We start from the raw sequence: 17,401 nt of genomic DNA, 5'->3' as shown, positions 1-17,401 counted from the left end.
GGCGTTTTGTGGGGGGGATTTGGAGTGAATTGAAAACTGTGGATTGTAGGGGGCGGGGCGTGTGGGGGTTCAACCTCCTGGTAGCTCGTACTTGTACGGGTAGCTCGTACTCGTACGGGTAGCTCGTACTTGTACGGGTAGCTCGTACTCGTACTGGTAGCTCGTGCTCGTACGGGTAGCTCGTGCTCGTCCAGGTAGCTCGTAGCTCGCGGAGCGTTGATGTTGCTTGGAAGATATCAATGGGCCCTATTCAGCCTCTTCCGGATGCCCTTTCTCTCCCCCCGGGCTGGCTGTTAGACGACATGAAAAACTGACCCCCTGACGACACCAAGAACTGACCCCCCTCTCGTCAGGAGGATGATCGATGCAGGACCTACACCAGAAGTACCCTTTCGTTGCCCGGTTCCAAGGAGGCAACGAGATGATGACGCCCGACGATGTCGCCGCGATGGTGCGGCTCCACATGCTCGGATGGGGCAGCCGACGTATTGCCCGCGAGCTCAAGATCAGTCGTAATACGGTGAAGAGGTACCTTCGTGAGGGGGGCTATGTGGCTTACAAGAAGCCCGCGCGTAAGCGCACGCTCCAGGAATTGGAGGGGTGGCTCAGGGAGCGCTTTTTGCTCCATAAGGGAAACGCCGATGTGGTGCGCCAGGAGCTGGAGAGCAAGCACGACATCTCGGTCAGCCTGCGCACGGTGCAGCGCGCGGTGGCACCCTTTCGCCAGGAGCTGGTGGCGGAGGCAAAAGCCACGGTTCGCTTTGAGACCCCGCCTGGAAAGCAGCTTCAGGTCGACTTTGGCACGATCAAAGTCGAGGTCGGTGGCGAGCCAAAGAGCGTTCAGCTCTGTGTGCTGACGCTGGGCTATAGCCGTCGCACCTTCGTGCAGGCGTTTGGCTGTCAGCGCCTTTCTCAGTGGTTGGAGGCTATTGAGTCCTCGTTTCACCACTTCGGAGGTGTCCCCCAGGAGCTTCTGATCGACAACGCCTCGCCGCTGGTCAAGATCCACGACGTGGCTCAGGGGCGTGTGGAGTTTACCCGGGGACTGGAGGATTTTTGCCGTCACTGGGGAGTGCGCCCGAGGGCCTGCGCGCCTTACCGGGCACGAACCAAAGGCAAAGACGAGCGGATGGTGCAGTATGTTAAACGAAACGCCATCGCCGGCCGCTCCTTTGAATCCTGGTCTGCGCTGGAGGCCCACCTTCAGTGGTGGATGCGGGAAGTTGCTGACAAGCGCATCCACGACACCGTCAAGGAGCGTCCTATCGACCGCTTTGAGCGCGAGGAGAAACAGGCCCTGCGCCCCCCCGGCGAACACCCTCGTTACACCGCCCGGCGCGAGCTTCGCAGGCGAGTCAAGTCAGATGCGACGGTGGAGGTGGACACCAACCATTACAGCGTGCCCTGGCGCCATCTGGGGCGCACCGTGGAGGTGATCGTCACCGATGAGGAGGTCCGGCTCTACCTCAACAACGAGCCGCTCGCCACGCATCGGCGGGGCCGGGGCCGAGATGCGCGCATCATCGAGCCCGGCCATCTCGACGGCGTGGTCCGAGGGCGTCAGGATCTCATCGATCGCGCCCTCGCCAACACCCCGGCCGAGCCCGCACCGGAGCGTGAGCAGCGGCGTTATGCCCTGCTTCGCCCTTTGAGTGACTACGAAGCCGTGGTGGGAGGTGAGCGATGAGCATAAAACACCAGCGTCTGCTCGAGATGCTCACCCGACTCAAACTCACCGCGGTCCGCGATCGTTTGGACTCGCTCATTGACGAAGGGGCGACAAAAGAGATGACCCTGCGGGAGTTTCTTTACTTTCTGTGCGAGCAGGAGACGGCCGCCAAAGAAGAGCGCCGGATCTCGATGGGCTTAAAGATCGCAAAGTTTCCCCTGGCCCGCTCGCTCGAGGGCTTCGACTTTGGCGCGCAGCCCTCGCTTGACCCCCAGCGGATTCGCGAGCTCTCGGTCTGCCGTTTTGTCGCCAACGGCGAAAACGTCCTCTTTCTGGGCCCTCCCGGCGTGGGCAAGACCCATCTGGTGATTGCGCTTGGCCGGGAGGCCGTCCACCAGGGCTACTCCACGCTCTTTGTGCAGGCCGCCCACCTTCTGGCTTCGCTGAAACAGGCTCAGGAGGAGGGGCGGCTTGAGGAGCGTCTGCGCCACTTCACCAAGCCCAAGCTCCTGATCATCGATGAGCTGGGATATCTGCCCTTTGAGCGGGAGGTCTCCCATCTCTTCTTCCAACTCGTGGCCAAGCGCTACGAGCGGGGCAGCATGATGATCACCAGCAACCGTGCCGTCAGCGAATGGGGCGATGTCTTCGGTGACCCGGTGCTCGCCACCGCAATCCTGGACCGCCTCTTACACCACAGCCACATCGTCACCATCCGAGGGGAGAGCTACCGCCTCAAAGAGAAACGACGAAGCGGGCTGTTTCAGCCACGGGGCGAGACTGACGTCTCTGCCCCCTCACATTAAACAGGGGGTGGGTCAATTCCTGGTGTCGCAACCGGGTCAGATTTTGGTGTCGTTTGACACTGGCACTCGACCCCCACCTCTTACCCATCGGCCAACCCTGTAAATCTCTTCCGACCCACGCGCTCAACCCTCGGTAGAAGCCTCGGGCCGGGACCCGACCCCCACCTCTTACCCATCACCGAACCCTGTAAATCTCTTCCGACCCACGCGCTCAACCCTCGGTAGAAGCCTCGGGCCGGGACCCGACCCCCACGCCTTACCTATCGGCCAACCTTGCGAACCGCTCCTGACCCACGCGCACGACCCTTGGGAGAAGCCTCTCGCCGCGACTCCAGTCACGCGCTGGACCCTTACGACAACCCTTACGCTCTCGCTCCGAAGGCGCGGGGAGCTATCGAGCAACCCTTGCGCTCTCGCTCCGAAGGCGCGGGGAGCTATCGAGCAACCCTTTCGCTCTCGCAGAGGCGGCGGCTCGGGAGCGTCAACGGGGGGGGTGGAGGGTATGGCGAAAGGGGGATCATCGAATGGTTGCGGCGGACCGGGGAGGCGAAGCCCACAACCCATCATTGTGAAGCGCGCTGGCGAGCAGTTGGGGCAACCCGGGAAAGCGCTTAGGCTTCGTAGAGAGCAGGCCGTCGAACTCAGCCAATCCTCATAGGTAGAAAGGAGTGTTCCATGACTACAAAGCATCAGCGTGTCGCCTGGGTCACGGGCGGGGCTCAGGGCATTGGTCGCGCCATCAGTGAAGCCCTGGTCGACGAGGGCGTCCGGGTCTGTGTGGTCGACCGGGACCGCGAGGCCGGGGAGGAGATGCTCGAAGAGCTGGGCTCTCCCGAGACGATGGCGTTCTGGGAGGTGGACGTCTCCGATGAAAAGAGCGTCGCGGGGGCGATGGACCAGACCATCGAGCGTTTTGGGCGCCTGGACGTTTTGGTGAACAACGCCGGCGTCGCGCAGCCCCACAGCGGTCCTATCGAGTCGTTGAGTCTGGAGGATTGGAATCGCTGGTTGGATACAAACCTCACAGGCGCTTTCCTCTGTGCGAAGCATGCCGTGCCTCACCTGCGTTGCACGTCGGGTTCGATCGTCAATATGGCGTCGACCCGGGCGTATCAGTCCGAGGCCAATTCGGAGGCTTATGCGGCTTCCAAGGGTGGTCTTGTTGCGCTGACGCACGCGATGGCGATGAGTCTCGGGCCGGAGATTCGCGTGAACAGCGTTAGCCCGGGGTGGATCGAGGTTTCTGAGTGGAAGAAGCGGTCGGAGCGCGAAAGGCCGCAGCTGCGGCCCGAAGACCATGCCCAGCACCCGGTGGGGCGAGTGGGTAAGCCTGAAGATGTGGCGGAGCTGGTGGTGTTTTTGACGGGACCGCGCGCGGAGTTCATCACCGGTCAAGATTTTGTGATCGACGGGGGGATGACGCGGAAAATGATTTATGAGGATTAGTTGCGCTCGTTGTGATGTGTGGCGAATCGGCTCGGCATCGCAGGTTTGACGATGTTTATCGGTGGGCTATTTGAAGTTTCGAAAACTGGGAGGAGGCCCCGGTCGTCATCGCCGCTTGGGTGACTGTGCCAGTAGTTTCAAGGTCCTCGCGCCAACCGATTATTCTTGCCTCACGCCAAGATCCTCAAGTTCCATGCTCTCCGGACACTCCTGACCATCCTCAAAGTCTTCTCCCCAGCAAATAATTCTGCCATCCCCATCCAAGCCACAGACATGGGTAAGACCGCAGGCAATGTCTGAGAAGCCCGTGGCGGGTCGTGGAACGACAAGGGCTGATTGGCCGTGGTGGTACAATTCATCGCCCCAGCATGTCACCTCACCGTTGTTGTCGAGTCCGCAGGCAAAATAAACTCCTGTGCAGACCTGAGAAAATCCACCTGTCGGTACATCGTAAACAGGCTCAAAGTTAACCGGGTCATGGTCACGTTGACTTCCTGACCAGCATATAAGTGATCTGTCGTCACGAATTGCGCAACATGAACGCCCCGAACAATCTACGGTATTGAACGATCCTTCCGGCAGAGGTTCGTCAGTGATTTCTGATCCCCAGCAATGCAATTCGTTATCGATGGATATGCCGCAGGCCTGATCGCTGCTAACGCTTATGTGTTGAAATAGAACTTCCGGTTCATCTCCAGGAACGAGATCAGGAGATTTTCCCCAACAGTCCACCGCTCCATCAAAGTTGATCGCGCAACGAATCGTTGAAATGCCTGTTCCAATCGCTTGATAATGGCCATTGGGCGGAGTTAATGGATCATAGCCATCATCCGCAAGCCATCGGTAAACGAAGCTGTCTGTATCGCCGGTACAGCTAAGTTTGCCCTCCGGGTCGATAGTGCAGATGGAGTCGTAGCCTACCCTCAGATTCGTATAGGCCTTAGACGCAAATTCGTTAAATACATCGGCTGAAAAGCCAAAACATTTGGCATTTCCCTCCCCATCCAGGCCACAAACGTTTTGACCGCCGGATGTGTAAATTTTTCGAAAGGTTAATTGGTCGTCGAACATCGAGCATGAGGTGGTTCTCGGTCTGTTCGCGTTGATTCGATTGCGGTGCTCTCTTAGCGCGCGAAGGTAATAGACGCTGAAGCAGCATCCCGGATCATCTGGATAAATTGCGTCGTGATTCGAGTTGGCGGTTTCATTTTCTTCGTCGTTTGGCTGCGATGACCGTGTATTTATAGATTCTTCAGGGAGCGCAGCTTCGTGTTTGCATGATGTGGAGATGATGGTTAACGCCAGAAAGGCGATTATGGTGCAATGTCTCATCGGTTTTGCTCATTTATTATTTTTTATGTGCTGAAACATAGGAGGTGCGGGGGTGCTATCGTTGCTGCATCATTCGAGCGAGTGTGACGGGAGGTGTCAAGGTGGGCGGCACATGAGCGTCAGGTGAGAGGGGCATTTTCTTGCGCTCTTCTCCAGATCCCCGACCATGGTCACCGGTTCTCTAAGCAAAAAATCGAAAAATCCCAGGGCAGGCCGAGGCAGGATGAAGACGAGCGCGAAGGTGGTGAGGATGGCCCTGGTTCTGGGGCTGAGCCTGGGGTTGAGTGGGTGCATGGTGGGTGGGTACCACCAGCGGATCAGCAGCAGTTTTGAGGAGGCGGGGCAGCCCAGGCAGGCCGAGGGAAGCATCAACGCCGTTGAGCTGGGGGTGGTGGCGGATTTTCGTTACGCGCGGCTGGGGATGCCTTTTGAGGGGCAGCAGCGGGAGTTTGTGGTCAGCGATGGGGAGAATCAGGTCTCGATCGATGAGGTGGTGGAGCTGCGGGCGCTGCGGTTGGATGTGCCGCTGTGGAGTTTTCGCAACTTTAAGACGAAGTCCTCGGGGTATCCGGGGGTGATGCCGCGGCGAGAGAGCCTGGAGTTGTGGGCGACGGGGAGCGTGGGAATTGCGCCGATTCCGACGCGGACGGTGGGGCTGGGGCTTGTGTTTTACCGTTTCGGGTCGGTGGCGATTCGGGTGCACGGGGATTACGTGATGGTGCCTTATAGCGAAGATGTGCGGCGCATCGGCGGGGTGGACCGCTGGGAGGGGCACGCACCGGGGTGGATGGCGGGGCTGGAGGTGACGGTGGCGGCAGGGGAGTACGCGCTGGAGCTTATTAAGTTTGTGCTCGACGTGGATAAGACGAGTCGGGAGCGCACCAAAGAGTGGGCCGGGGCGCGCTGAGAGTGGGCGCGCTGAATGTTGGTGGGACAGGCGCTGTTGGTGCTATGACCCGAGAGGCCCGGCCGGTAGACGCCGGGTGTGTTGGCCCGATGCGGAGCACCTATGCGACCGAAGTTATTTCGCGACCCGATTCACGACATCATCAGCCTGGATTTGAGCGATGAGGCCGAGAGCTTGCTCTTTGATCTGATGCGCACCTCCACGGTGCAGAGGTTGCGGCGCGTGAGGCAGCTGGGGCTGGCGTCGCTGGTGTACCAGGGGGCGGAGCATAGCCGCTTCGCGCATTCGATGGGGGTGGCGCATATCGCGAGGCGCATGGTCGCGGCCTTGCCGATCGAGGTGGATACGCGCACGCGCCAGGAGGTCTTTGCGGCGGCGCTTTTGCATGATGTGGGGCATGGGCCATTTAGCCATGCGATTGAGAAGGTCACGGGCGTCAATCACGAGGCGTTTACCCGCGATGCGATTCTCGATGAAGAGGGGGAAGTTTATAAGATTCTGGCGGCGGTGGATCCGAAACTACCCCGGGATGTGGCGAGGTATTTTGAGCCGCGGGAGGGCTTTGATCCGGGGCGGCAGGTGTTTCGGGATATCGTGAGTTCGCAGCTTGATGCGGATCGCCAGGATTATATTCTGCGCGATGGTCATGCCACGGGGGTGAAGATCGGCGTCTATGATTTTGAGCGGATTCTGGCGACGCTGAAGGTCTACGAGAGCAAGGGGGCGAAGGGGAAAGCGGTGCGCAGGCTGGCGGTGAGCTACCGGGCGCGGGAGGCGGTCGAGGATTATCTGATCGCGCGTTTTCATATGTTCAAGCAGGTGTATCTGCATAAAACGGTGCGCGCGGCCGAGAAGATGCTGGAGGCGGTGCTGCGCCGCGCTGGCGAGCGTTACGCGGCCGGGGAGCGGTGGGGAGGGCTCGATGACCGGCATCCGCTCTTGAGGTTGCTCGGTGGCGAGGCGTTGAGTACCCGGGAGTATCTGCAGGTCGATGACACCGACGTGTGGATGATGCTCAAGGTGTGGCAGCGTGGCGAGGATGAGGTGCTGGCGAGTCTGAGCGAGGGGCTGTTGAACCGGGAGCTTTATAAGACGGTGGACCTTCCGCCGGGCGACCCGGTGCTGGTGGCGCGCATCCTGGACCGCGCCGCCGAGGTGGCCCGGGAGCAGGGGCTGGAGGTGGACTATGCGGTGCTTGTGGACCGCGCTCGCGACACGCCCTATCGCCCCTACGATCCGAGTCACCCGCGGCTGAGTGCGCATATCCCGGTGGTGGAGCGGGACGGGCGCGTGGTGCCCATTGAGCAGGGCAGCGACTTTGTGCACCTGCTGGGCCGGGACACCTACAACACGGTGCGGCTGTGCGTGCCGGACAAGGTGCGGCGAGTGCTGCTGGAGCGGGAGGTGGGGGCGCGGCGGCTGGTCGATGAGGTCGAGTGAGATGTTTTGTTCAGGTCGCTCGGTATGACTCGTTGATAAGACAAGCGCCAGGAGCCCCCGGGGCTGGCGCAGGGCAATTGCAAAGTGGGTCCCCACCACCCGCCACCGTAGGGGGAGCCCTTGTGGGTCCCCGCCTTGGGAGTTCCGGAGGGGCACAAGACCCCTCCCTACGGATTGGGTGGGTTCTCCATAAAAAAACCTTGTGGGACGTTGCGATTGTCCTGGGGGCTGGCGGTGTTAAGCGATGCTCGCTGCATCCTCGCCGGGGTGGTTGTGGCCCTGGCGAGCGTCGTGGTACACCTGCGCGCGCCTTTTAGAGAGGCACCACAGGTCACGCAGACGTTTTGTAAAGGTCGAGATATCCATGGAAAAGTTCGTCATCGAAGGTGGTCGTAAGCTCTCGGGGAAGGTTCGCCCGGGAGGCAGCAAAAATGAAGCGTTGCCCTGTCTGGCGGCGACGCTGCTGAGCGACGAGCCGATCACGCTGCGCAACGTCCCGCGCATCCGCGACGTGGAGGTGATGCTGGAGGTGATGGCCGACCTGGGTGGCGAACACGAGTGGATCGAGGAGAACGTGGTGCGGGTGGTCAACAAGAATGTCGACCGCACGAACCTCAATCAGGAGCTCTGCCGCAAGGTGCGCGCCTCGATTCTCTTTGCGGGCAGCATGCTCGGGCGCAGCCAGCGCTGTGAGCTGCCGCCTCCCGGCGGTGACGTCATCGGGCGTCGTCGTCTGGATACGCACTTTCTGGCGCTGCGCGCGCTGGGGGCGACGATCGATTTTAGTGAGGGGCGCTTTACCTTTGAGGCCGACAAGCTGCGCGGCGCCGAGATCTTTATGGATGAGGCCTCGGTGACGGCGACCGAGAACGCGGTCATGGCGGCGGCGCTGGCGCAGGGCACCACCGTGATTCGCAACGCCGCCTGTGAGCCGCACGTGCAGGGGCTTTGCCGCATGCTCGTGGCGATGGGCGCGCGTATTGAGGGCATCGGCACGAACATCCTCACCATCAAGGGCGCCAAGGGGATGTGGGGCTGTGAGCACACCATCGGTCCGGATTACCTGGAGGTGGGGTCGCTGGCGGGTCTGGCTGCGGTGACGGGCAGCGAGCTGACGATCGAGGGCGTGGTGCCCGACGATCTGCGCATGATTCGCCTGGTGTTTGAAAAACTCGGCGTCAAAACCGAGCTGCGCGGTGAAGATCTTTTTGTGCCGGGCGACCAGGAGCTTGTGATTCGCGACGATATGAACAACGCGATGGCCAAGGTGGACGACGCGCCCTGGCCGGCGTTTCCGACTGACCTGATGTCGATCGCGATCACGGTGGCCACCCAGAGTAAGGGCACGGTGCTCTTCTTTGAGAAGATGTTTGAAGGGCGGATGTTCTTTGTGGATTCGCTGATTGCGATGGGCGCCAAGATCGTGTTTTGCGACCCGCACCGGGTTGTGGTGGTGGGCGGCAGCGAGCTGATCGGCTCCACGCTCGAGTCGCCGGATGTGCGCGCGGGCATGGCGCTGTTGATCGCGGCGATGTGCGCGCGGGGGACGAGCACGATCTACAACGTGCGCCAGATCGACCGGGGCTATGAGCGGATCGATGAGAAGCTCAATGCTCTGGGAGCGAATATTAAACGCTTGCCTGTTGACTGAGGCACATTTTCTGACCGCGAGTCAGATTAAGTGCTTGATTTTAAACGAGAAACGCCGCCCTGAACGGGGCGGCGTTTTTTGTTGCTAGGTGTGTCGCTCGATGCCTCGTTGGGTCAAAGAGGCATCGGGGGGGCGGCCTGCTCGGGGGGCGGGGGGGCCAGATCGAGGGGCTCAAACGCGCGGTCGAGGAAGGCTGCGAAGTGGGTGAGGAAGCGATCGGTGAAGTCGTCGACGGTGCAGTGTGCGGGGGCGTCGAGGTGGTCGAGGAGGCGCGTGACCGGGGCGTTGGGCATGCCGCAGGGCACAAAGAGCGAGAAGGGGATGAGGTCGTTGATGAGGTTGATGGCCGCGCCATGGGTGGTGACGCCGCCGGAGACGCGCATGCCCACGCTGGCGATCTTGCGGGGCGGGGTGGTGTGGGTCCACAGCCCGGGGTGGTCGGCGTCGTAGTCGGCGCCGACGCCGTATTCGGCCAGCGCCCGGGAGAGGGAGGCGGCCATGCCGCGGATCAGATCGACGACGCCGATGCCCAGCTCATCGAGGCGCACGATGGGGTAGACCACCAGCTGGCCGGGGCCGTGGTAGGTGGCTTCTCCGCCCCGATCGATTTTGAAGAATTGGGTGCCCCGGTCTCGGAGTTGGTCCAGGCCGAAGATGTCTTCGGCCCGGCCTCGCTTGCCGAGCGTGACCACCGGCGGATGCTCCAGGCAGAGCAGGTAGCCGGTGGGGTCGTGGGCTCGGCCTTCCTGGAGGCGCTGGCGCAGCTCAAGCTGCCAGCTCAGCGCCTGACCGTAGGGGACGAGACCGGGGCGAATAAGCTTCATGCCGAGGCCAGGGCCTCGATGAAGGAGGTGTCGACCATGGTGATCGGCGTCTGGTAGGTGCGCACGCCGATGCCGTGCTTGATGAGCAGCTCGACGAAGGTGTCGCGGTCAATGAGCGTGATGGCAGCGAGTTTTTCTTCGCGGCTCTCTTTGACGGCGTCGGCGCTGATCTTGCCCAGGTGAATGATGACACCTTCGGAGGCGGAGTAGTGGTGCAGGGTGCCCCGAAGTTCGGTGACGGCGCTGGCAGGGAGCTCAAGCGCGCTGTCGCCGACGACCTGGATGCAGACGCGCACGTCGGCCAGGCCCTGGCGCCAGTCGGAGGTGAAGAAGACATCGCCTTCGGAGGAGCGCTTGGAGACCTTGATGTTGCGGTAGCCCAGGCGCTCCATCAGGGTGAGCGCGAGGTGCTCGACGGCTTCGGCTTTGATGTCGGTGAGCGCCTGGCCGAGGTGGCTGACGGCGTCCTGACGGATCTCTTCGGCCAGGGTGAGGATCTGCTGCTCGCGCTCGGTGGAGCTGGAGGAGAGGCCCCATTCGGTCAGGCCCCAGCGCTCGCGGTCGTACTGGATGAAGAGGGGGCGGTTGCCCTTCTGCTCGCGGATCTGGTTGTCGCCGGCGATGGCGGCCTGCACGGTGGCGGAGGGATCGTGGGTGTGGAAGCGGACCAGCTTGCGCTCGAAGATGGCGTCGGCCAGGTCTTTGACCTTCATCGGACGACGGTTGTTGTCGTTGAGCACGGTCAGCGCGGCTTCGGCGATGGTGTCCATGCGCACCGGCCCCTCTTTGAGGTGGCGGTTGGCGGGACGGCCGGTGCGGGCGGGGCGACGGGTGTCGCGGCGCTCGGAGCGGCGGCCATCGTTGCGCTCGCCACGGCGTCCACCGCGATCGTTGCGGGTCTTCTCGCGCTTGCTCGAGGAGGACTTGCGGCGGCTCGACGTCGACTTACGACGGCTGGACGAGGACTTGCGGCGGCTCGACGAAGATTTGCGGCGGCTCGACGAAGACTTACGACGGCCCGAGGAGGAGCGGCTCTCGTTGCGGCTCTCTTCACGCCCTTCGTTGGAGCGGTTGCGGCTGCCGCGGCGGCGACGGCGGCGGCTGGAGGAGCGGCGGCGGCTCTTGCTCTCGTCGTCGTCGGATTTGGCTTCGGCGGCGGGCTCTTCGGCTTTGCCGTTGGGCTTTTCGGTTTTTTCGCTTTTAGCCGGGTTGGCCGGCTTAGCGCCCAGGGGAAGGCGCTCGTGGCCTTCGCTCTCAAGTTTTTTGACGTAATCGTCGCGCAGAGCGAAGACGCCCGGGCGCACGCTGACCACCGGCGAGCTGTCTTCCTTCTTCAGCTCCTGGTTGAGTCGCTCGCCCATGGTGACTTCGGGGGTGCGACCGACGTGGGAGAGGAGGTTCTCGCTGATGGCGGCTTCGGTGATCTTTTTGAAATGAAGTGGGCGTCCTGCGCGAAAAAGAACCTCAATAGCGGCTTCTGCAAAAGTCATGGGTGGTGCTCCTGTGTCGTGGAGACAACCGCCCGGCGTCGGGGGACGCGTCGGGGCCAAAGCCGCTCAGAGCACACGCAGGCCGCGGCCTAAAAGGCAACAGCCGTGCTCGGGAGCGGATGGCGAGCGCGGTGAACCGAGCGAGAGGTGTCCGAAAGCAGGACAGATCTCCCGATCGTTTCACGGCCAGCTTCGCCGGGGGCCCGTGTTGGGTATGTGCGACGCGTGGATGTGAGGCCAAGCGGAGGAGTCTCAAGTCTGAGTAGAGATGTCGTAAGGCGCGTGATGGCGGGCTGAGGGGCCAGTAAGAAAAGGGACCCCCAGCCGGGCCAGACACGTTGCGCCTGGATATCTCCAAAAGGTTTTGGGGCGGTCGGTCTATTCCGACGAATCCGACCGCAGGGATGCTCCCGCCATAAGGGGAGGGGGCATCCCGATGACCAGGCTTGAAAGATGGGCGCGGCGACGAGGGTTGACCAGCGTTTCGTGCTGCGATCAGGCTCCCGGCGGGCGCACCATCGATCAAAAAACCCCGGAGAAGCGAAGGCTTACCGGGGCTTAGAAGCTCAGGCCTCGTCGGTGGACTCGGCGTCGTCGCCGGTCTCGTCGCTGGCGGCCATGTTGGCCTCGTCGCGCGACATGTTGTAGCGCTTGAGGAAGCGGTCGACGCGACCTTCGGTGTCCATCAGCTTCTGCTTACCGGTGTAGAAGGGGTGGGAGTAAGCGCTGATTTCAACGGGAACCACGTAGTGCTCAACACCGTCGATCTCACGGGTTTCTTTGGAGGTCATGGTGGAGCGGGTGATGATCTCGTGCTCGCCATCGACGAAGACCACCGGGTTGTACTGGGGATGGATATCGGACTTCATGGTGACTCCTTTAAGCTCAGGCCGCACAAGAGGCGCTCTTCCGTTGAGCGCGTCATGGCATGTGGGGCGGCCGGGGTGAACAAAGTAGCGGATCTGTGGGTCTCGCTTGCGGGCGCCGTCGGCGCGCGGGCGAGTGAAAAATTTGGGTCTGAGGCGCGGGCCGGGCGGTGCAGATGAAGATGAAGCGGCACGGGCGCGCGTAAACCGGACCGAGCTTGTAGCGGAGATTTATCCCCATGACAAGCGCCGAGCGTCGCCGAGCGTTTTAGGATGATGTTGACGGCGTCGATAGGGATTCGCGGTAGCGCTGCTACAGCTTCATCCCTATCTCCTTGTCAGGCGCCGCCCTGGATGCGCTCGGATCTTATAGTTTGCGGGAAGTGGCTTTTGGAGGGCGGGAGACGTCCTGGATGCGCTCGGATCTTATCGTCTGCGGGAAGTGGCTTTTGGAGGGCGGGAGACGCCCTGGATGCGCTCGGGTTTTTATTATGCGGGAGATGGGTTGGGGCCGCCCTGGATGCGATCGGGTTCTCTGGTTTGTGGCGCTGCGCGCGGGATCTTCTGGTGTGTGGAGGTTGGGGGGGTGAAGAAGGAATGGACGTTGGGCGGAGAGTGTAGGAGAGTCCGGGTGGGGTTGGACGGGACTTTTTGAGGAGTGGAGCGATGCAGGAGGGCGGTGTGGGGCGAGGATTTCTGGGGAGTTTTGCGGAGCCGATTGCCAGGCGGTTGGGGGAGGTGATTGAGGGTGGGGCGGGGGAGGTTGCGGTCTTCGATTTCGATAACACGTGCATTGTGGGGGATATCGGGGAGTTATTTTCGCATTATCTGATCGAGGCGATGGGGTATCGCTACGATCTGGAGGCGTTCTGGGAGCTGGTGCATCCGGAGGAGGGGCGAGCGGAGCTGCGGGGGTTGAGTCAGGGGTTGTTGGGGGTGGGGGCGGAGGTGCGGGGGGAGGATCCGCGCTTTGAAAGCTATCTGGCGGAGATGGGGGCGTTGTATGGGCGGCGGTTGGAGCGGTTGGGGAAGCGGGCGTGTTATGAGTGGGCGGTGCGGCTGCATGTGGGGCTGACGCCGGGGGAGATGGCGCGTTTTACGGCCGAGGCGATTGAGGCGGAACTCGGGCGGCCGCTGAGCGATGAGGTGCGGCGGACGGCGCGGGGCGAAGAGGTGCGGATCGCGCGCGGGGTGCGGGTGATCGCGGAGGTGCGGCGATTGATGGAGGCGCTGAGTGAGGCCGGGGTGGAGGTGTGGGTGGTCTCGGCGACGAACATCTGGACGGTGCGGGTGTTTGCAGAGCTGCTGGGGGTGCCGGCCGAGCGGGTGATCGGCAATCGGGTCGAACTTGAGGGGGATCGGCTGAGTTCGCGCACCTCGCCGCCGGTGCTGTTCAGGGAGGGGAAGGTCGAGGCGATTGAGCAGGTGATCGGCAGGCAGCCGATTCTGGCGGTGGGCGATGCGGATACGGACTTTGAGATGTTGTGCCATGCGCGGCATGCGCTGGTGATGGATAAGGGCGATGCGTTGTTGCGACGGGAGGGGCCCTCGCGCGGGTTTATGATGCAGTCGCGCGATGCGCTGAGCCTGGAGGCGCCGGAGGTGGCGTTGGAGATGTTGAGGCGGCGCCTGGGCGTGGACGATGATGCGAAGGATGAGGTCGGGCGGTGAGTGAGGATGCGGAGGGTTTGGTGAAGGTCGTGCGTGTGTCGCGGGAGACGCCCGAGCGGGAGCGTTTGCAGGAGGCGGGGGCGGCGTTGCGGGCCGGGGAGCTTGTGGCCTTTCCGACGGAGACGGTTTACGGGCTGGGGGCGAACGCGCTGGATGCGGCGGCCATCGCGAAGATCTATGCGGCGAAGGGGCGGCCGGCGAATAACCCGCTGATCGTGCATGTGGTGGATGAGGCGCAGGCGCGGGGGCTTGCGGCCCGGTGGCCACAGGCGGCTGCGAAGCTTGCGGCGGCGTTCTGGCCGGGGCCGCTGACGCTGGTGGTGGAGCGGGCCGAGGTGGTGCCCGAGACGGTGAGCGCGGGGTTGGGGACGGTGGGGTTGAGGGTGCCGGCGCATCCGGTGGCCCGGGCGCTTCTGGAGGTTGCCGGCGTGCCGGTGGCCGCTCCCAGCGCCAACCTCTACACCCAGACTTCGCCGACGCGGGCGGAGCATGTGGTGAAAAGTCTGGGGGAGCGTGTGGGCTGGGTGATCGACGGCGGCGCGACCGACGTGGGGGTGGAGTCGACGGTGGTGAGCCTGGTGGGGGAGGTGCCGGTGCTCTTGCGGCCGGGGATGGTGAGCCTGGAGGCGTTGCGCGACGTGGTGGGGGAGGTGCAGCTTCTGGAAGATATGCCGGAGGAGGAGGCGCCGCGGATGTCTCCGGGGCTTGCGCGAAAGCATTATGCGCCAGGGGTGCCGCTGAAGGTGATGTCGGGTGAGGCTCTGGAAGAGGCGGTGGCGGAGCGCCGGGCGAAGAGCGCTGACATCAAAGTGGGGTGTGTGGTGTACGGCGCGCTGCGTGTTGAGGGGACGGTGGCGGTGGTGATGCCGCGCGATGCCGCCGGATATGCGGCGGGACTCTATGAGGCGCTCCACCGCCTGGATCGGCTCGGGTTGGAGGCGATCTGGGTGGAGGCCCCGCCGGTGAAGGAGGGCTGGGAGGCGGTGCACGACCGGCTGGGGCGCGCGGTGAGTTGAGGCGTCGGGCGTCGTGATGCGACTTAGATGCCGTGGCTGAGCGCCATGCCGATAAAGCCCAGGGTGGCGACCAGGCAGGCGATCATGGCGTTGCCGGCGAGCACGCCCAGGCGCTCGGCGCTGGTGAAGCTGTTGAGGCTCTCGGGTTCGGCGGCGAAGCTCAGCGCGCTGGTCAGGGCGGCGGTGGACCAGGCGATGAAGAGGTAGACGCCAAAGGGGACGGCCGGGCCGATGATGAGCATGGAGGCGAAGAAGATCAGCGGCGTGGCCACGAAACTGGCCGCCAGGTAGTGCGGAAAGCGAGAGGTTTGTGCGCTCATCATCATCCTCCACAGACATGCCGCGCTGAGAAATGGCAGGTGGCGCGCGGCTAAAAAACCCGGTGATTACGACCCTTTAGAAACGTGTGAACGTTTTGGTTGATTCCAAGGGTGCGGTGCGAGGTCGGGCGTGGAGGGGCGGTGCTAGTCGGGTTGGGGGGCGGGCGTGAGGGTGAGCTCCAGGGCCTCACTGCCGCGCTGGATGTTGACGGGCACGGGCTGACCGACGCGCAAATTGGAGGCGACCCAGGAGAGCTGGTTGGCGTTGGTGACGTCTTCTGTGGCGATGCGCATGACGATGTCGCCGGGTTGCAGTCCGGCGAGTTGGCCGGGGCTGCCCGCGATGACGCGGGTGATCAGCGCACCGCCGGGGCCCAGGTCGAGCTCGGAGCGCAGCGCGTCGGGGACTTCGCTGACGTAGGCGCCGAGCCAGGCCCGCGAGACGCGGCCCTCTTCGATGAGCGCGGGCAGGATGGTCTTAACCATGTTGACGGGGATGGCAAAGCCCAGCCCCTGGCCCTGGGCAACGACGGCGGTGCAGATGCCCACGACCTGGCCGTGCACGTTGAGCAGCGGGCCGCCGGAGTTGCCCGGGTTGATCGACGCGTCGGTCTGAATGAAGTCCTGGTAGCGGAGCTGGCCGCCGGGGGGGATGACCTGGCGGCCGGTGGCGCTGGTGATGCCGGCGGTCACGGTGCTGGTCAGGCCGAGGGGGTTGCCGATGGCGATGACCCACTGGCCGACGAGCAGCGCGTCGGAGTCGGCGAGTGTGAGGGTGGGGAGGTTGTCGGCGTTGCGAAGTCGCAGCACGGCGACGTCGGTTTGAGGATCGGTGCCGACGACGTCGGCCTCAAAGACGCGCTCGTCGAGCAGGCGCACCGCGATTTGCGTCGCGTCGCGCACGACGTGTTCGTTGGTGAGGACGAGCCCCTGGCTGTCGAAGATAAAGCCCGAGCCCAGGCTCTGCTGCTCGCGCTCCGGCGGCGCCATGCCGGGGGGCAGCAGCGGGGAGCGCGGCCGCGGGGCGGTGGTGCGGGTGTAGATGTTGACGACTGCCGGGCGCGCGTTGCCCACGAGGGTGGAGAAGTCGGGGGGCATCGCCGCCGGCGAGGCGGCGACGTCTGCCGTGGGCGCGGCCTCGCCGGGATCTGGCGAGGAGGGGGTGTCGGGGGAGGGCTGGCAGGCGCTCAAAAGGAGCGCGGCCAGGGAAACCAGCGCGAGGTGTGCGCGCCGGCGTCGATGGTCCCCCGCGCTGATCACCCTTTGACCTCAACGTAGGCCAGCTTCAGGTCGTAGATAAGCGTGCGCAGCAGTTGCGACTCGTCATCTTCGAGGTTGCCGCGGGTCTTTTCGGCGAGCATCTGGAGGATGTGGATGACCTGACGCGCGGCGTCGAGGTCGAGCTCCAGCTTGCCGGTTTCGGGGTTGGGGTATTTGCCCAGGTTGACCATGCAGCTTGTGCCCAGGCTGACGATGAAGCCGCCAAAGTCGATGTCGAGGGCTTCGTCGGGCTGAGCCGAGGCGATGTGCACGCCGGTGTTGCCCCCGAGCGGGGTGACGCGGGGCTCGGACGTGGAGTTGGAGCCCTTGCCATTGCGATCATCGTGGTCGGCCATCACTGCCTCCGGCGCGGTGGTGCGGGTTGCCCGGGAGCCGCCGGGCGCAGAGGCTGCCGGCTCCCGGGAGAGAGGGGATCATTCCTGATCTTTTTTCTCGAGGACGTTCTCTTCAAAGTCGGCTTCGACTTTGGCGGCCTTCTCGGCGACGTCGGGCAGGCTGTCGAGGTAGGCCTGATGCTCTTCGTCGGAGACTTTGCCGTCGCGCAGGAAGCGGTCGAGGGTGCGGATGTCGTACTTGCGGTCTTTGGAACGGGCCATGAAACAACTCCTGAAATCAACCAGGCTCAGGTGAGCAGCGGTCAAAAAGGGGGCCGGCCGGCGCGTCGCCGGGTGAGAGGACGAGC

16 protein-coding genes are annotated in these 17,401 nt (G+C 63.3%); 8 read left to right on the top strand and 8 right to left on the bottom strand.

The features are described from left to right. The first annotated feature begins 364 nt into the window (after positions 1-364). From istA to FRC98_RS09840, 3 genes are all read left to right on the top strand, one after another. Complete coding sequence (gene istA / locus FRC98_RS09850; protein WP_146981194.1) at positions 365-1,687, top strand: IS21 family transposase; 1,323 nt, start codon at positions 365-367, stop codon at positions 1,685-1,687. Further along, on the top strand, positions 1,684-2,475 hold the full coding sequence (gene istB / locus FRC98_RS09845; RefSeq protein WP_146981192.1) for an IS21-like element helper ATPase IstB: 792 nt from the start codon (positions 1,684-1,686) through the stop codon (positions 2,473-2,475). Before istA ends, istB begins: the two co-directional genes overlap by 4 nt. Positions 2,476-3,150: 675 nt before the next feature. After that, entirely contained in the window at positions 3,151-3,921 is a 771-nt protein-coding gene (locus tag FRC98_RS09840; RefSeq protein WP_146981190.1) for a glucose 1-dehydrogenase, read from the top strand. A gap of 159 nt (positions 3,922-4,080) precedes the next feature. Here FRC98_RS09840 and FRC98_RS09835 read toward each other — a convergent pair whose 3' ends face one another. Next, positions 4,081-5,253, bottom strand: coding sequence for an RCC1 domain-containing protein (locus FRC98_RS09835; protein ID WP_146981188.1), 1,173 nt, complete (start codon positions 5,251-5,253; stop codon positions 4,081-4,083). A 223-nt stretch (positions 5,254-5,476) separates the two neighbouring features. On the opposite strand from FRC98_RS09835, the gene FRC98_RS09830 reads away from it, so the two are divergent. From FRC98_RS09830 to murA, 3 genes are all read left to right on the top strand, one after another. After that, positions 5,477-6,160, top strand: a complete 684-nt coding sequence (locus FRC98_RS09830) for a hypothetical protein (RefSeq protein WP_146981186.1) — start codon at positions 5,477-5,479, stop codon at positions 6,158-6,160. A 102-nt stretch (positions 6,161-6,262) separates the two neighbouring features. Next, positions 6,263-7,600 (top strand): HD domain-containing protein, encoded by a 1,338-nt coding sequence (locus tag FRC98_RS09825; RefSeq protein ID WP_146981184.1) that lies wholly within the window; start codon positions 6,263-6,265, stop codon positions 7,598-7,600. Between the two features lie 358 nt (positions 7,601-7,958). Continuing rightward, positions 7,959-9,251, top strand: coding sequence for a UDP-N-acetylglucosamine 1-carboxyvinyltransferase (gene murA / locus FRC98_RS09820; RefSeq protein ID WP_146981548.1), 1,293 nt, complete (start codon positions 7,959-7,961; stop codon positions 9,249-9,251). A 113-nt stretch (positions 9,252-9,364) separates the two neighbouring features. Here the strand turns inward: murA and lipB are convergent, their stop codons facing one another. The 3 genes from lipB to FRC98_RS09805 all read right to left on the bottom strand — a co-directional run bounded on the left by lipB (position 9,365) and on the right by FRC98_RS09805 (position 12,434). Continuing rightward, a complete protein-coding gene (gene lipB / locus FRC98_RS09815) occupies positions 9,365-10,075 on the bottom strand; it encodes a lipoyl(octanoyl) transferase LipB (protein WP_146981182.1) in 711 nt (236 codons plus the stop codon). After that, complete coding sequence (locus FRC98_RS09810; protein WP_146981181.1) at positions 10,072-11,565, bottom strand: HTH domain-containing protein; 1,494 nt, start codon at positions 11,563-11,565, stop codon at positions 10,072-10,074. The genes lipB and FRC98_RS09810 overlap by 4 nt, the downstream gene beginning before the upstream one ends. A 566-nt stretch (positions 11,566-12,131) precedes the next feature. Further along, the gene (locus FRC98_RS09805) at positions 12,132-12,434 is read right to left on the bottom strand and encodes a type B 50S ribosomal protein L31 (protein ID WP_146975692.1); all 303 of its coding nucleotides are present in this window, start codon (positions 12,432-12,434) and stop codon (positions 12,132-12,134) included. Between the two features lie 663 nt (positions 12,435-13,097). On the opposite strand from FRC98_RS09805, the gene FRC98_RS09800 reads away from it, so the two are divergent. Continuing rightward, the gene (locus tag FRC98_RS09800; protein WP_146981179.1) at positions 13,098-14,102 is read left to right on the top strand and encodes an HAD family hydrolase; all 1,005 of its coding nucleotides are present in this window, start codon (positions 13,098-13,100) and stop codon (positions 14,100-14,102) included. Further along, positions 14,099-15,118: an L-threonylcarbamoyladenylate synthase gene (locus tag FRC98_RS09795; protein WP_230467470.1), complete on the top strand. Its 1,020-nt coding sequence runs from the start codon at positions 14,099-14,101 to the stop codon at positions 15,116-15,118. The genes FRC98_RS09800 and FRC98_RS09795 overlap by 4 nt, the downstream gene beginning before the upstream one ends. 23 nt (positions 15,119-15,141) lie before the next feature. On the opposite strand, the gene FRC98_RS09790 is transcribed toward FRC98_RS09795, so the two are convergent. The 4 genes from FRC98_RS09790 to FRC98_RS09775 all read right to left on the bottom strand — a co-directional run bounded on the left by FRC98_RS09790 (position 15,142) and on the right by FRC98_RS09775 (position 17,315). Beyond that, positions 15,142-15,438, bottom strand: a complete 297-nt coding sequence (locus tag FRC98_RS09790) for a hypothetical protein (protein WP_146981177.1) — start codon at positions 15,436-15,438, stop codon at positions 15,142-15,144. A gap of 144 nt (positions 15,439-15,582) precedes the next feature. Then, positions 15,583-16,698, bottom strand: coding sequence for a S1C family serine protease (locus tag FRC98_RS09785; protein ID WP_146981175.1), 1,116 nt, complete (start codon positions 16,696-16,698; stop codon positions 15,583-15,585). Then, positions 16,695-17,054 carry a DUF1844 domain-containing protein gene (locus FRC98_RS09780; protein ID WP_146981173.1) on the bottom strand — a complete coding sequence of 120 codons (360 nt, stop codon included), beginning with the start codon at positions 17,052-17,054 and terminating at the stop codon, positions 16,695-16,697. Before FRC98_RS09780 ends, FRC98_RS09785 begins: the two co-directional genes overlap by 4 nt. A gap of 78 nt (positions 17,055-17,132) precedes the next feature. Continuing rightward, positions 17,133-17,315 (bottom strand): hypothetical protein, encoded by a 183-nt coding sequence (locus FRC98_RS09775; RefSeq protein WP_146981171.1) that lies wholly within the window; start codon positions 17,313-17,315, stop codon positions 17,133-17,135. Between the last annotated feature and the right edge of the window lie 86 nt (positions 17,316-17,401).

This window comes from Lujinxingia vulgaris (assembly GCF_007997015.1).
Classification (GTDB): domain Bacteria; phylum Myxococcota_A; class Bradymonadia; order Bradymonadales; family Bradymonadaceae; genus Lujinxingia; species Lujinxingia vulgaris.
Note: the sequence above shows the minus strand (reverse complement) of the source record. Positions and strands in the feature narration are given on the sequence as shown.